This is a genomic window from Virgibacillus alimentarius, from assembly GCF_017874635.1.
GTDB lineage: Bacteria > Bacillota > Bacilli > Bacillales > Amphibacillaceae > Virgibacillus_B > Virgibacillus_B alimentarius.
In genome coordinates this window covers 1-15,152 of sequence record NZ_JAGIKX010000047.1, presented here as the reverse complement: position 1 = coordinate 15,152, position 15,152 = coordinate 1, and the positions used below count along the sequence as shown (strand labels likewise).

Genomic DNA, 15,152 nt, shown 5'->3' with positions numbered 1-15,152 from the left:
TCGCAATGGACACCCTTGCTTTCAGCTAACAGTTCCTACTGCCAAGCCTGTAGTGGACTTTCACCACCAAGTTATAGCCCATGCTGGGCGCACTACAAATAATCCCCACCTGTTTTCAGATGGGGATTTCGTGTATGCCTTATTTAGATTACGATATGATATATCAATTCCTTTGGTAAATTGCCACCTATTTGTTCTGTCTAGTTAAACGATGGAAATTGAGGTAATACTTCTAGAGCTAATTCCTCCATCACCTCTTGAGCATCACGCATTCCGTACTTCAGATTGAGCATGACATGGTTGACTCCGATTGCTTCTAGTGATTTCAAAAAATGAATCAGGTGTTTTCTCCCAAGGCGAAATCCGAGATGAATGGGACTTGGTTCTTCTTCAGGGTCTTCCGTCAAGTCAATATATAATGATTGGACGAACGGCTTGAATGTTGAAGTTGCATTACGCCATGACTGAATAGACTGTGATTGCTGATATATACTTCTTGGATAATACATCCAGCCATCTCCATGTTCTGCAATCCAATCAAATGATTGCCGACTAGATCCTGTTATAATGATCGGAATGTCGCTATGATATGTTTTGGGTAAAATACCAGCATTTCCTTGAATCGTTCCAACCTTACTATCTATCGTTGGAAAATCCTCACCCAACAACTGCTTAAAATAAGCAAATGTTTCTCGGAATGCTTCGCCACGGGATGGAATATTGATATTAAAAGCTGGGAATTCCACTCTTCTATCACCAGAAGCAATTCCTAAGATAAGTCTACCTTTGGATAATTGATCAACAGATGCCGCTTCTTTTGCTAAATGAATCGGATGTCTGAGTGGAAAAATGATACTCCCCGTTCCTAATGTAATTTCTTTCGTATAAGCACTTAAATATCCTAGATAAACCCATGGATCAAAGATTTGCCCCACATCACCAAAATATGGATCATGAAGCGGTATATCTCGCACCCATAAGGCACCGAACCCTAATTGTTCTGCTTTTTGTGCCATTTGGATATGATTTTCCATGGTGGGAATGCTTCCAGTGTATGACTCAATTGGAATAAATAATCCAAGCGTCAGTTTATTTTCCTTAAAAATCCGTTTATATCCACTTTTTTGTTGGAATGTTTCCATCGTATTTCACTCCATTTTTGCTTACTTTATAGTTGATAAAGCTTCTTGAATAGCAGTATCTCCATCAATAAGTTCGATGGTTTGTTTAAATGTTTCTTCCATACCTAGGGATTGAACAACAATGTCAGCAACATTTTCTCTTGATATGCTGCCATCTTTCCCTAAGTGAAGACTTGCCTCGATTTTTCCCGATGGTTTTTCATTTGTTAACCAACCTGGACGTAAAATCGTGTAATATAATGAACTATTTCGCAATCGCTCATCCGCTCGTTTTTTTACTGTGTAATATGGTTCCATTCCTTCTTTCCAATTTTTGGGGGTATCGGAATGAAGGGCGCTTACCATGATAAAACGTTTTATATTGTGTTTTTCCGCAGCTTCAATTGTCTTAAAAGCACCCTCTAAATCAACAAGGATTGTTTTATCTGCCCCCGTATGTCCACCAGAACCAGCTGTAAAAACTACCGTATCAACACCCTCAGTTGCTCGGAAAATATCATCTTCCGTTTCTAAATCAGCAATCACTGTTTCTGCACCTAAATGGGTAAAAAAATCGGCCTGTTCTTGTTTACGAATCATCGCTTTGACCTGATGATGTTCATCCTTTGCTAAACGTTGAACCATATGACGTCCGATTTGACCATTCGCACCAACAACAAGTACTTTCATGAAATCGCTCCTTTAAGAATAGTATAGGAAATAGAATAAGTAGGTCTTCTCCTCATCTTCATATCGGGAATTCTCGATATTTAAATCATAAGAAGGCTTACTTTACCTAAAGCTGATCTACGATAGATTGTTTTATTTTATCAATTTGTGTTTCATTTCGTTTGTAATATGTCCATTGCCCTTGGCGTGTCGACTGAATCAATCCGACATCTTGTAATATCGATAAGTATTGGGATACCGTCGATTGAGACAGTTGAACTTTCTTTTTGATATCACTAATACAAACACCTTCTGGGTACACTTCAGAAAAATGATGATGCGGTTCTTTCAACCAGTGTAAAATTTGCACCCGGATCGGATTAGCTAAGGCTTTATAAATACGGATAAGGTCCATTCTTTCTATTCACCACATATCTTTTTTCTATTAGTATATATCTAGAAATATCGATATGCAATGGTTTTTGATTATTCCCAACGACTAAATTCAGTCCCTAACTGATACCCTTTCGTTAATAACTCTTTTTGAAAATCTCCAAATTGTACTGGATCCAATGCTTTTTCAGACAATGTATCATACAATATTTCGACTTTCGAATGTGGAATACCTGTATAATCAGCAAGTCCAATATTTAAATAATGTTCGATCATTTTGTCATATTTTCGTTTTGCAAAATGTGCTTTCGATCCTCCAGCTAAACCAATCCAAAGAGCTTTTTCATGTGGAAGTTTGCTATTTCCATATGCATAATTATAGTTCCACACTCTATCAATATACCCCTTTAACATAGCCGGAATATTGTACCACCAAACTGGAAACACAAAGGCAAGTGCATCGTTTCGATTCATTCGTTCCATTTCTTTATGAACAACGGAAGAATATATGTTCTTCTCGGATTTCCAATCTGGCTCATCTTTTTCACGGACAAGTGGATCAAATTCCTCTTGATATAAGTCAAATAACTCCACTTTATGTCCAGCATCTTCTAGACCTTTTATAAATTCCAATGCCACTTTTGATGTTAAAGAATCTTTTCGTGGATGGGAAACAATGGTTAATACATTCATGATTAAATCCTCCCTTTCTTATAAAAGGCAAACAAAAAGCTGTGATCACCTTTCCCATTTATGATAAGTTAGAAATAATTCGTTAACAAGTACGCACATTTTTGTGCCTTAGGATAAAAACTAGAATTCGAAGAGGAGTGCGATGAATTATGATCGATATTAAAACAGGCGAAAATCATTGTCAGCATTGGGATGATATTTCTTCTTGTTTAGTCGAAACGACGATTCAAGTTATTAGCGGGAAATGGAAAGGAATTATTTTATATCATCTTCTTGATGGAACAAAACGATTTAATGAACTACGTCGACTTATCCCGACAATTACACATCGAATGTTAACTTTACAATTACGCGAATTAGAAGAACATCAAATTGTGCAGAGAAAAGAATATTCGGTTGTACCACCAAAAGTAGAATATTCATTAACAGCGGTTGGAGAAACGTTACGCCCCATTATATTGGAAATGAAACAATGGGGAGAAAAGTATCAGAAAGTAATGTTAACGAAACAAAAGATGTCCTAATAAACACTCCCATTCCTTTTTAAATATCGGTCGAATGGCAATAAAAAAGTGCGTAGCCAAGTTTGGTTACGCACTTCATTTTTTTAATATTTTTTTCGTCAGTGACTTTGTTCTTGCTCAGCAGGGGCTCGCCGGTGGAGACGTTCGTTTTCCGGAATGTACGTATAAAGGAGAATGTTGAAAAACAGCCACGATCCCCCGGCCAAAAATCCTCCGATGACATCAAATGGGTAGTGGACACCTAAATAAACTCGACTAAGACCAATAAGCCCTATCAAAAGGGCGGCACTCCACCAAACCCAATGAGCTGATTTTTCGGTTTCTTTTAACTTACGGTGCAATAAGTAGGCGAGAAAACCGAAAAAAGCGATCGAATGCATGGAATGTCCGCTCGGAAAGCTGTATGAACCCGCTTGGACAAGGTGCTCTAATTCTGGACGTGGTCTTTCAAAAATGGATTTCAGCAGTCCGTTCAGTAGCCGCACACCGATAAGATTAAGTAGTAACAAAAGCATGGTCCAATATCTTCTTTGAAACAAGAAAACCAGGAGGAAGATCAGCATAAGCGGGTAGGAGACATATGCTGAGCCGATATAGGTAATCACAACAAAAACAAAGTCCCCAAATGGTCCAAGAAAATCGTACAAATAGGATTGGACCCACTCACCGAAGTTTAAAAGCAATGGATCCTTAACGTTGAATGCGATCATGAGAAATAATAGCACTGATAGAACCATACAGGAAAATAAAAAAATCCTCCTTTGATGAACCCGCATGATGCCCCTCCTTCTTTCCAATTTGTTGTATTTATTTTTTCCCGGAATTTATCATTTCAATCGTTTTCATCTAAATTCTTGTGTTATTGAGCAATCATGAGGTCTTTTGACTATAGCTAGGTTTTATTTAAGAATCTAATCTATTTAGACCATAGAGTCAATTAGATTTACACAAATAAAACGTGTGTAAACAACAGAACCATCATTCTCAGCATAATTGAAAACGTTTACTCATACTGTATAGCAAGACAATTAAATTTTTAAGTAAAATAAGTCTCGCCTGAAACCTATGTTTTCTTTGGACTACCACTTTATCATTCAATTGAAAAGGAGGAACTAAAAGATGCATGTTTCCGATAGAATCATTTACTTATTTTTATTTCTTGTTGGTTTATCCCTGATTGGTATGATCCTCCAATCCTGGCGAATGATTCTCTATCCTTATTTAATCGTTATCGGGATAACCATATTAATCGGGATGTGGAAATCTATCATACATGTACCTAAAAAAATTTGTATTCCAATAAGTGTTTCTATTATTTACTTCATTTTATATGGACTGCTTGATACTCTCTCCCTTGATTCTATAGCTGACAAAGATTACTACATATTTGGCATGACACCTACGATGGCATTATATCTGATTGCGATATTACCTTCTGCTGTGATTATCTGTTTGCTTTATGCCATTACTTTTACCCATGGAAATATGTCTAATAACACGAACGAAAACCATGAATTGGATGAGGTGATTAAATGAACGGAATCATTACCGGGATTGTGGTAGTTTATCTTTTCATCTGTATCTTAATAGGAATCTGGGCAACTAGACAGACAAAGTCCACGAGTGATTTTCTAATAGCCGGAAGGAATCTAGGAATGTTTGTCATGGCAATTGCCGCATTCTCATCCATTCAAAGTGGGTTTGGATTACTTGGTGGAGTTGGACAAACTTATGATGCTGGAATGGGATTTGCTGCAGGTGTGTTAATAGCTGCTCCATTAGGTTTTGGCCTAACCTGGTTCCTTGTAGGCAAGCGAATGTGGATGATGGGAAATAAAGGTGATGTATATACACTTGGGGATGTTGTTGAAAAAAGATACGATAGCAAGGCGGCACGAGGTTGGTTAGGCATTGCTATTACGCTGGGGGTTATCGGATATCTAGGAACACAAGTACAGGCGATGGGGATCATCATGCACTCTATATTTGGTGTTTCTCCGAAAGTTGGAGCATTGATAGGTTTGACAATTTTAGCCTTCTATTCAGTTGGAGGCGGAATTATCGCCAGTGTTTATACAGATTTATTTCAAGGGATTATCATGATTATCGTTTCGATTGTTATATTTTTCATAGCAATAAATGTAGGTGGTGGAATGCAAACAATAACACAAAACCTACAAAGTGCAGATCCGTTATTAGCTACTTCATTTGGAACCTATTCAATGGTGAGTATAGCATGCTGGATATTTTTATTCAGTTTAGGTGCTGCCGGACAGCCGCATTTCATAAATAAATTTTTAATGATAAAGAGTCCAAAACAATTGAAGTGGGGAGCATTTACTGCCGGGATTGCGTATGCGATAACGGTTTTACTGGTAGTCAGTATTGGATTATCGGCAAGATCTCTCTATATTCAGGGAAAATTCCCCGAGCTCGCTACTCCTGATGATTCGTTGGTAGTATTCGTCACGCATTTTACACCTTCTGTTATAGGTGGATTGGTACTTGCTGGGTTACTTGCAGCAATCATGTCCACTGGCTCAGGATTTGTAACATTAGGGGCGGCGAGTATAGTCCGGGATATCCCTAGAGCCTTTAATATAAAAGTCAAAAATGAATTAATGATGAATAGGATAGTTGTACTGGCATTATTGATTATCTCTACTCTTTTCTCTTTTTATATGGATACACTCGTAGCATTACTTGGAGTATTTGGTTGGGGAACATTTGCTTCCACCGTTTTTCCTGCTGTTGTACTCGGATTGATTTGGAAAAGAGCAACCAAACAAGGAGCCATTGCAAGCATTGTAATTGGATTATTTTTAAATTTCCTTCTAGAAATAGGTCAAAAATATGGAATCGTTATATTACCTGAAGGTGTAGTTGTTGGAGCTTTTTCATTAGCCATATCTATTATGACTTTTATTATTATTTCCTTATTAACACAAAAGGGAAACGTCCGTTTGGATAAAGAAATGTTAAAAGCGATGGAAGGTTAGACTTAAGGGGGTTTTATTGATGGATGTAGGATATCTCGTAAATCGGGTTGAAAAACATTTACAAACGATTGATCCAAATCAGTTAGCTATAAAGCTAGAGACAGAAGAGTCATGGACTTATGGAGAGCTCAATGCGTGGTCCAATAAATATGCCAATTCACTTAAAAGGATGGGAGTAAAAAAAGGAGATAGAGTTGGAATCCTTCTATATAATAACTTAGCGTATTTTGCGCTTTATTTTGCAATAGCAAAACTGGGAGCAATCGCTGTCAGAATCAACTTTAGACTGGAAAGTGAAGAGTTGGAATATATTCTTAATGATTCCGGGTGTAAAGTTTTATGTTTTGATGCAACACTATCTAAAAAAATGGATGTTATCCGAACCTCCATACCTGTAAAAGAATATGTATGCCTACCGAAAAATGACCAACCTGTACCCGATTGGTCAAAAAACTGGGAGGTTCTAAGACAAGGTGATGCAACATTTGCTTATCGGAGTGATATTGATAAATCAGATCCAGTTATGCTGATGTATACATCAGGAACGACAGGAAGACCTAAAGGGGCATTATGGACGCACGAAAACACATTATGGTTTTCTAGCATGCAGGCGCTAAAATGGGGATTTGATTCGAATACAGTTGGAATGACAACGGGACCATTATATCATGTTGGTGCTCTAGAAGATATTGCTTTAGCAGCACTTCTATCTGGTGGAACAGTAATCATTACCAAAAGTGGAAATTTTGATATTGGAAGAGTTTTGTCTGTTATTGAACATGAAAAAGTTACAGATTGTTTCTTATTCCCATTTATGATATACGAAATGCTCAATCTACCGGAAATTTCCTCCTTTCATCTGGACCATCTCCAAAGGATTTATTCAGGAGGGGATCCCATTACCTCTTGGGCAATAGATCAATTAAAAGAATTATTCCCACATATTGGTTTAGTTCAGGTATATGGACTAACAGAAGGTACCCCCATTGCTACATCACTAGATCCAGAAGATGCAGAGTCAAAAGGGTATACAGCCGGCAAACCAATGCCTTTTACAAAGATAAAAATTGTTGATAATGAAAACAAGGTACAAGGTTTTGATACAATTGGTGAAATTTGTGTAAAAGGACCAGCAGTTGCCACAGAATATTGGCAAAAGCCAGAGGAAACAGAAACCACTTTTATTAATGGGTGGTGTCATACTGGTGATTTAGGATATATAGATCAAGACGGTTATTTGAAGATATCTGGCAAAAAAAAAGACATGATCCGTAGTGGAGGTGAAAATATATATCCGGTTGAAGTAGAGGATGTATTAATCAGATATGATGGAATTCAGGATGTTGCAGTTGTTGGAATTCCCGATCCGAAATATATAGAGTCGGTTTGTGCGATAATTGTACCGAAATCAGATATAGCTCTAACCGAAGCGGAAATTCTTGATTTTATTAAAGGTAAGCTCGCGAGCTATAAAAAACCTAGAAAAATAGTTTTCATGGATGAGCTACCACGAACTGCTTCAGGTAAAGTGCAAAAATTTAGATTAAGAGAGTTATATAGATAAGTACAGAAGTCATTCAAAATATTCTTCCATAAACTGTGAGGTGATTATAATTTTCAACAAATGCTATGAAGATTATCAAGTCGGAGAAACATGGTATTCTAGAGGAAGAACACTAACAGAGTCAGATCTTGTAAATTTTGCTTCCCTTAGTGGTGATTGGTTTCCGCTTCATACGGATATGGAATATGCCAAAGAAACACAGTTTAAAGAAAGAATTGCACATGGAATGCTCGTTTTATCCATATCAACTGGTCTAATGTTATTAGAACCTGGAATCATTGTTGCATTTTATGGAATGGACAACATCAGATTCATCGAACCAACTTTCATTAATGATACAATTTCCCTAGAAATGAGGGTTATTGATAAAAAAGACAAGAGTAAAAGCACTGGTGTAATTGTCACAAAGCTGCATGTCAAGAAACAAACAGGTAAAACGGTTACTGTCGGTAATCTAAGTATGCTAGTAAATAAAGAGTGAAAACGATATGGATCAAAATCAAATATCCTCTTCGTTCGTTATTACCCCTTTTTTCGTACATAAGGGGTAATAATGATTACATCCATTATTTAAGGGGATGGTTTAGATGAATAATTCATCGTCGGTAGTAGGCTGGCTCACCGAGAAACAATACTTTTGAAAAATGCAGCAAACACAGCGCTTTCTCTCCACTCTCCGTTTCCTACCACCGGATAAGTTGCTGACCATGTTTTTTTCCATTCCAGCAAATCTGCTAACTGAAGGTCACTTCTAAATTACCTTGCATTGCAAGATAAACAATGATACCCTAATCATATACCTTGTAATGCAATCTATTTTTAACCTTAACCCTTGCATTACAAGATACTAAAAGAGGTGATAACATTTGTCTACAACGCAAATGCTAAAAGGCATCCTTGATGGCTGTTTGCTGGCGATTATTAAAAATAAAGAAGTATATGGATACGAAATAGCCAAAAAACTGGAAAGCTACGGTTTTGCGTCTTTGAGCGAGGGTACAATTTATCCATTGCTCATACGGATGAAAAAGGAAGAATTAGTGACAGCAACCTCAAAGAAATCGACAGCGGGACCGAGGAGAAAATATTATTCGCTTACCCTTAAGGGAGAGGAAGCATTGCAATCTTTTATAAAGCGATGGAATGGGCTGCAAAATAATGTCAATAATGTATTGCGCTATGAGTCGGATGGAGAGGAAACAAAAGGAGATGAGCATGGTGAATGAACAACTGGGGCTTTCAGAGAAAAGCAAGGATTTTTTGGAGAATTTAAGACTTTATTTATTTTCCAGCGGGAAAAATTCAGGTGAAATCAAGGAAATTGTGGAGGAGCTGGAAGTCCATTTATACGAAGCGGAACAAAACGGCAAATCCGTTGAAAAGATTATAGGAAACTCACCGAAAGAATATATGGAAATGATTTCGGATGAAATGACGATTGACTACAAAACCTCGATCAAATATATTTGCCTCATCATTTTTGGATCGTTTTCGTTTCGAATCTTTCCGGACTTATTGGAAGGAAACCTGTCCTACTCTGTTTTGGAGATCGCAGGACATATTGTCATCGGCGCAATATTTGTTGCTTCCATTATAATCGGATTTAAATACCTTTCCACAAGGAAGCAAACTTTAAAAAAAATCATCATCACATTGATTCCTATCATGGTTCTTCCGATTGCTTTATTTGTCGGTTTACTCTTTTTAAACCATTCGGTTGAAACGCCGATGATTCAATTTGGCCATACAGGCAGTCTAATTGTCGCAGCCGTTACAGGAATCTTTTTAATTGGTGTATCGATATGGGCAAAAACATGGGTAATGGTCGTTGTCGTCGCGTTGTTGACATTGCCTGATTATTTCTTAAGCATGACATCATTAAGCGATAAAATGCAGCTCATGATCAGCCCATGGATTACATTTGCCGGCATTGCCATTTATCTTTGGATTTCATTTAAATTGGAGAAGAAGCGTTCAGAAAGTTAAAGAGGAGGTCTGTCCGCTTCAGGCGGGCCTAATTACATGGATCTCAATAAAAAAGCATTGTATACAATTTATTTGATCGTATACAACGCTTTTTTATTGGTGATTGTTCCTGCACAATAGGAAGGTCTTGATTGTCCTCTATTGATATGCAGCTTGAAAGATATCAATGATGTCTTTTTCTTTTCCTTGAATTGGATTGCTTACTGCGTTTCCGTCTTCAAGTGAAAGTTTAGCCATCTTTTCAAAATCTTCTTCCTTCACGCCTAGTTCACGTAAATTAGCCGGGATATTGACATCTTCAGATAATTTTCTAATAGCATCAATCGCTTTATCAGCAGCCTCTCTGACAGACAGTCCTTCCGTCTGTTCTCCCATGAATTTAGCGATATCCGCGAATTTTTGTGGATTAGAGATGATATTGTATTTTTCAACGTGAGGAAGTAATACAGCATTGGCAACCCCATGAGCAATATCATACAATCCACCAAGTTGGTGAGCCATGGCATGTACATAACCTAACCCGGCATTATTAAATGCCATACCTGCAAGTAAAGATGCATGTGCCATGTTTTCACGTGCTTCTAAATTTTGACCATATGCAACAGCCTGGCGTAAGTTCGTTGAAATTAACTTAATCGCTTGGATAGCCATGGAGTCTGTTACGGGATTTGCACCTAAAGATACATATGATTCAATCGCATGTGTCAGTGCGTCCATGCCAGTAGCAGCTGTTAATCCAGCAGGTTTACCCACCATTAATTCAGGGTCATTAATAGAAACAAGTGGCGTATTTCTCCAGCTTACAATAACAAATTTGACTTTTTTCTCTGTATTTGTAATCACACAGTGTCGCGTCACCTCACTGCCTGTTCCCGCAGTCGTATTAACAGAAACAAGCGGCGGTAGAGGGTTTGTCAGCGTTTCAATCCCTGCATAATTTTCATAAAGGTCCCCTTCATGTGTAGCTGCAATTCCAATCCCTTTGCCGCAATCATGAGCGCTTCCGCCTCCAACAGTCAAAATAAGATCACAATTTTCGGATTGGTAAACTTCGAGTCCATCTCGTACATTCGTATCTTTCGGATTTGGCTCTACTTTATCATAAAAAGCGTAATCGATTCCTTCTTTCTTTAGAGAGGCAATCACTTTATCTACTGGTCCGCCTTCAAGTTTTTTTAAAAATTCATCGGTTACAATCAGCGCCTTTTTAGCACCTAATATTTGACAACGTTCGCCAACAACATCTATTGAACCACGGCCAAAAAAGTTTACATTCGGCATAAAAAAATCATCGCTAATGCAATCGTCAGTAGTATGATTTTTTTACATTTTTAATATACAACTTATATGATTTTTATTCAAAAAAGATGCTTCTCCCCCTAATATTATTCGATAAAATCCAAGGAGAGCTAGGCACCTCCCAGGAACCACCCGGAAGGCAGCACCTTTATTCCATGGCTTGTTCTAAATCCTCCATTAAGTCTTCGCTATCTTCTATTCCTACCGATAGTCGGATTAATCCATCGGTAATGCCAAGTTCTTTTCTTCGTTCAGGTGGAATGGATGCATGGGTCATTTTGGCAGGAATCGAGATCAAGGTTTCTACTGCACCAAGGCTTTCAGCTAGTGTAAAATACTGCAGACGTTCCAGTAGACTGTCTGCGGCTTTTTCACTCCCAACATCAAAGGAAATCATGCCCCCGAAGCCGGTTGCTTGCTGTTTTGCGATCTCATGTCCTGGGTGAGCCGCTAAACCAGGATAATAAATAGAAGAAACCTGCTTCTGTTCTTGTAAAAAGGCTGCAATTTGCTTGGTATTCTGTTCGATTGCTTCCATGCGCAACGCTAATGTTTTGATTCCGCGCAGGAGCAGCCAAGCGTCTTGAGGACCTAAAATGGCTCCAGCAGAATTTTGTATAAAGTGAATGCTTTCAGCTAGTGCATCAGATTTAACAGCAACAAGTCCTGCGACAACATCACTATGCCCGCCGATATACTTGCTTGCACTATGCAGTACAATATCTGCACCAAGTGATAATGGTTGCTGAAAATATGGGGTTGCAAATGTATTATCGACAATCAATAACAGATCATGTTTTTTTGCGATCTCGGCCATTTTCCAGATGTCAGTTATTTTTAATAATGGATTGGTTGGTGTTTCAATAAATAAAGCTTTCGTATTCGGCTGTATGGCTACTTCCACCTCTTCGGAATGGCTGGTATCCACATAAGTCGTACTTAAATGGAATTGATCCCATACATGAGACATCAAGCGGTAAGATCCCCCGTATATATCATCTGTCATCACGATATGATCCCCAGCTTCAAACAGCATCATCACCGAAGTGATCGCTCCCATTCCGGAACCAAAGGCAAAACCGGCTGTGCCATTTTCCAAATCTGCAATCACGGATTCAAGAGCATGCCTTGTTGGGTTTCCAGTCCTGGAATATTCATAGTCACCAGGATTTCCAGCTTGCTTTTGTTGATACGTACTCGTTTGATAGATCGGAACAGAAACGGCCCCTGTATGTTCATCGGAAGTTATCCCGCCATGAATCATTTTTGTCTTCGCTTTCATCTTCTTCCTCTCCTTTATCTATTATCCATCTTTCGAAAAATAGCTTTACTTAAATACCGGTCACTGCTATCTGGAAAAACAGTTACAATTGTTGTTCCTTCTTCTGCCTGTTCGGCCTCTTTTAATGCGGCAAACATGGCGGAGCCGGAGGAGCTCCCTACAAGCAGTCCCTCTTTACGTGCGAGTGCGGCAACCATCGAAAATGCATCCTTGTCAGAAACCGTATGAATCGCGTCCATATAGGATCGATCCACAAAGGGAGGCAAAAATTCCATGCCGATCCCTTCCGTTTCATGTGGTCCCGCTTCTCCTCCGCCAATAATGGATCCTTCAGGTTCGACAATCACCGTCTTAATCTTGGGATTTTTTTCCTTTAAATAGCGGGAGACACCCATAAATGTTCCGCCTGAACCTGCACCAGCTACAAATATATCTACTTCCCCCGTAAGGTCGCTCCATATTTCCGGTGCCAGTGTCCGGTAATATGCTAGCGGATTTGTGAAGGTAGCGAATTGTTTTGGTGAAAAACTATTTGGAATGTTTTCTAGTAATTCATTTGTTTGATCAATCGCCCCCTGCATCCCTTCTTCCCTTGGCGTATGAACAATCTTTGCACCCAGTGCTTGCATAATCACTTGTTTTTCCCGGCTAAAATGTTCTGGGACACAGAAAATAACAGATATTTTTTTCTTTAAAGCTGCCACAGCTAAACCAATTCCTGTATTTCCTGCTGTCGGTTCAATCATCGTTCCCCCTTCTTGCAGATGACCTTTTGCAAGTGCATCTTCTATAAACACACGACCCAGCCGATCTTTTATACTTCCGCCCGGATTATAAAACTCCAGCTTCGCAAATAACCGGACCCCTTTCGGCAGGGAAAATTGGGTTATTTCCAGTAAGGGAGTGTGACCAATTAAATCATTGATGGATCGATAAATCGTCATCATCATCGCCTCTACTTTTAAAAAACTTCATGCCATTCTGCTTTTTCATTCAGCATATCGCGTGCAATGTTTTTCGCACCTTCTAAACTGTGACTTGCCGCCCAGCCACACTGTACTTCATTACATGCAGGCACCTCCTCTGCTTTTAGCACATCCTGCAATGTTTTTTCCAGCACGTGAAGCACTTCCCCGTAATCATCATGATTCAGTAAGGTTAAATAAAAACCGGTTTGGCATCCCATCGGTCCGATATCTAACACTTCATCCATATGGTTGCGGATTTTCTCTGCCATCAGATGTTCAATGGAATGCAGTGCGGGCATTTCCATATGTTCACGGTTTGGCTGTTTAAAACGGATGTCATATTTGTAAACCATATCTCCTACGTCACCTTGTGTAACACTTGCAAGCCTTACATATGGTGCTTTTACTTTTGTATGATCCAGCTGGAAACTTTCAACATTCATTTTCTCCGTCATTCTACCCTCTCCTTTTTTTATCGCTACAATCAACCAGACAAATTCATTCATTTGCTTCCAACTTACTTCAAAATCATGTGCGGTGAAAATATCGTCGAGAACCGGAACAGTCGTATAATATTCGCGTTGTAAATCTGCGGCCAAATCTGGGAAATTGCTTTGTTTTGCTTTGGCAATCGCTGACTCCTTTGCTTTTTCAGTTTCAAATACAGTATCCGCAAAAATGACTTTCCCCTTTTCAGGAAGGATAACTGAAAATTGCTTAATCGCTTTTTCTTTCTCTTCATCCGTTAAATGATGAAATGCATAAGTGCTGACAATACTGTCAATCGGCATATCACTTTTAGGGAAAGATAAAAAGTCCCCTTCCTCCAAGTGAGCGTTTGGTAATTTGGTGCGCGCTGCTTGCAGCATCGATCCCGACGGTTCGATGCCAATCACCTTATGATTCGCCTGCAATAGTTTTTTTGTCAGATTACCTGTACCAACGCCATATTCCAGCACATTGCCAAACGTCCGATCCACTACTTTCTGCAAAATATCCTCATACCCGGAAAAAACAGCTGCATATTGCGGATCCATCCCAGCTACTGTTTCATCATACGTGCCAGCCCAACCCTCAAATAAATCAATAAACTCACGTCCCATTCTTTTTCAACCCCATTTCATATAATCCCTATTAATTTAATCGGTTTAATAAGAATATATGCATATAGTAGCACAAGGTGCATCAAAAGAAAAGGGGGAAAAACGAAGAACCAGCGAGGGGGGGTGCCAGCGGGGGTGCCTGTCAGCGGAGGGGTGCCTGTCACTTCCCGAATTTTGTCGAATAAAATACATGCTAAACCAACGAAAAAACAGCCTCCTCTTTTGAGTAAGGCTGTTTTCTAAATATGCTATTCCAATCACATCATTTTTTATATGATCGCATCCTTTTTACGCTTCCTCTCCGGTTGATTCTTCCACGCTCTGGTTGATACGCACTCTCTCCGGTCGATTCTTCCAGCCCTCTGGTTGATACGCACTCCCACCGGTTGATTCTTCCACGCTCTGGTTGATACGCACTCTCTCCGGCTGATTCTTCCAGCGCTCCGGTTGATACGCAGATTAAGTCCATATAATTGTGTAAAAGAAAAGGATAAACAAAAAGGGTCATATTAACTCCTTGTGATACAATGTTTTCAACGACGAATACAAAG

General features: G+C 39.0%; 18 protein-coding genes and 1 pseudogene. 8 read left to right on the top strand and 11 right to left on the bottom strand.

Annotation, left to right across the window (positions count from 1 at the left end):
• Positions 1-208 (top strand): hypothetical protein (locus tag J2Z81_RS14855; RefSeq protein ID WP_226371685.1); only part of this gene is annotated, 208 nt, incomplete at its 5' end.
• Here the strand turns inward: J2Z81_RS14855 and J2Z81_RS14850 are convergent.
• The 4 genes from J2Z81_RS14850 to J2Z81_RS14835 form a co-directional block, all read right to left on the bottom strand.
• Complete coding sequence (locus J2Z81_RS14850) at positions 201-1,142, bottom strand: LLM class oxidoreductase (protein ID WP_029266476.1); 942 nt, start codon at positions 1,140-1,142, stop codon at positions 201-203. The genes J2Z81_RS14855 and J2Z81_RS14850 overlap by 8 nt on opposite strands.
• A 21-nt stretch (positions 1,143-1,163) precedes the next feature.
• Positions 1,164-1,811, bottom strand: coding sequence for an SDR family oxidoreductase (locus J2Z81_RS14845; RefSeq protein ID WP_029266478.1), 648 nt, complete (start codon positions 1,809-1,811; stop codon positions 1,164-1,166).
• A 106-nt stretch (positions 1,812-1,917) separates the two neighbouring features.
• The gene (locus J2Z81_RS14840; RefSeq protein ID WP_226371684.1) at positions 1,918-2,205 is read right to left on the bottom strand and encodes an ArsR/SmtB family transcription factor; all 288 of its coding nucleotides are present in this window, start codon (positions 2,203-2,205) and stop codon (positions 1,918-1,920) included.
• Positions 2,206-2,276: 71 nt separating this feature from the next.
• Positions 2,277-2,876 carry an NAD(P)H oxidoreductase gene (locus J2Z81_RS14835; protein ID WP_029266482.1) on the bottom strand — a complete coding sequence of 200 codons (600 nt, stop codon included), beginning with the start codon at positions 2,874-2,876 and terminating at the stop codon, positions 2,277-2,279.
• Between the two features lie 149 nt (positions 2,877-3,025).
• Here J2Z81_RS14835 and J2Z81_RS14830 point away from each other — a divergent pair, with 149 nt between their 5' ends.
• Positions 3,026-3,400: a winged helix-turn-helix transcriptional regulator gene (locus tag J2Z81_RS14830; protein WP_029266483.1), complete on the top strand. Its 375-nt coding sequence runs from the start codon at positions 3,026-3,028 to the stop codon at positions 3,398-3,400.
• A 98-nt stretch (positions 3,401-3,498) separates the two neighbouring features.
• Here J2Z81_RS14830 and J2Z81_RS14825 read toward each other — a convergent pair whose 3' ends face one another.
• Positions 3,499-4,176, bottom strand: a complete 678-nt coding sequence (locus tag J2Z81_RS14825; RefSeq protein WP_051681361.1) for a phosphatase PAP2 family protein — start codon at positions 4,174-4,176, stop codon at positions 3,499-3,501.
• A gap of 343 nt (positions 4,177-4,519) precedes the next feature.
• Between J2Z81_RS14825 and J2Z81_RS14820 the strand changes: the two genes are divergently transcribed.
• From J2Z81_RS14820 to J2Z81_RS14795, 6 genes are all read left to right on the top strand, one after another.
• Complete coding sequence (locus J2Z81_RS14820) at positions 4,520-4,936, top strand: hypothetical protein (protein ID WP_226371683.1); 417 nt, start codon at positions 4,520-4,522, stop codon at positions 4,934-4,936.
• A complete protein-coding gene (locus tag J2Z81_RS14815) occupies positions 4,933-6,399 on the top strand; it encodes a sodium:solute symporter family transporter (RefSeq protein WP_226371682.1) in 1,467 nt (488 codons plus the stop codon). The genes J2Z81_RS14820 and J2Z81_RS14815 overlap by 4 nt, the downstream gene beginning before the upstream one ends.
• A 19-nt stretch (positions 6,400-6,418) precedes the next feature.
• Positions 6,419-7,963 (top strand): class I adenylate-forming enzyme family protein, encoded by a 1,545-nt coding sequence (locus tag J2Z81_RS14810; RefSeq protein ID WP_226371681.1) that lies wholly within the window; start codon positions 6,419-6,421, stop codon positions 7,961-7,963.
• A 40-nt stretch (positions 7,964-8,003) separates the two neighbouring features.
• Positions 8,004-8,444: a MaoC/PaaZ C-terminal domain-containing protein gene (locus J2Z81_RS14805; RefSeq protein WP_226374292.1), complete on the top strand. Its 441-nt coding sequence runs from the start codon at positions 8,004-8,006 to the stop codon at positions 8,442-8,444.
• Positions 8,445-8,829: 385 nt separating this feature from the next.
• Positions 8,830-9,189, top strand: coding sequence for a PadR family transcriptional regulator (locus J2Z81_RS14800; RefSeq protein WP_029266492.1), 360 nt, complete (start codon positions 8,830-8,832; stop codon positions 9,187-9,189).
• Entirely contained in the window at positions 9,182-9,949 is a 768-nt protein-coding gene (locus J2Z81_RS14795) for an HAAS domain-containing protein (RefSeq protein WP_156947664.1), read from the top strand. The genes J2Z81_RS14800 and J2Z81_RS14795 overlap by 8 nt, the downstream gene beginning before the upstream one ends.
• A 138-nt stretch (positions 9,950-10,087) precedes the next feature.
• On the opposite strand, the gene J2Z81_RS14790 is transcribed toward J2Z81_RS14795, so the two are convergent.
• The 6 genes and pseudogenes from J2Z81_RS14790 to J2Z81_RS14765 form a co-directional block, all read right to left on the bottom strand.
• The gene (locus tag J2Z81_RS14790) at positions 10,088-11,230 is read right to left on the bottom strand and encodes an iron-containing alcohol dehydrogenase (protein ID WP_029266496.1); all 1,143 of its coding nucleotides are present in this window, start codon (positions 11,228-11,230) and stop codon (positions 10,088-10,090) included.
• Positions 11,231-11,396: 166 nt separating this feature from the next.
• Positions 11,397-12,530, bottom strand: a complete 1,134-nt coding sequence (locus J2Z81_RS14785) for a bifunctional cystathionine gamma-lyase/homocysteine desulfhydrase (RefSeq protein ID WP_029266498.1) — start codon at positions 12,528-12,530, stop codon at positions 11,397-11,399.
• Between the two features lie 14 nt (positions 12,531-12,544).
• Entirely contained in the window at positions 12,545-13,474 is a 930-nt protein-coding gene (locus J2Z81_RS14780; protein ID WP_226371686.1) for a PLP-dependent cysteine synthase family protein, read from the bottom strand.
• A gap of 17 nt (positions 13,475-13,491) precedes the next feature.
• Complete coding sequence (locus J2Z81_RS14775) at positions 13,492-13,953, bottom strand: S-ribosylhomocysteine lyase (RefSeq protein WP_029266504.1); 462 nt, start codon at positions 13,951-13,953, stop codon at positions 13,492-13,494.
• A 12-nt stretch (positions 13,954-13,965) separates the two neighbouring features.
• Positions 13,966-14,601: pseudogene (locus J2Z81_RS14770) on the bottom strand (class I SAM-dependent DNA methyltransferase); the annotation flags it as partial.
• 262 nt (positions 14,602-14,863) lie between these two features.
• Positions 14,864-15,152: hypothetical protein (locus J2Z81_RS14765; RefSeq protein WP_226371680.1), on the bottom strand; the 289-nt coding region annotated here is incomplete at its 5' end.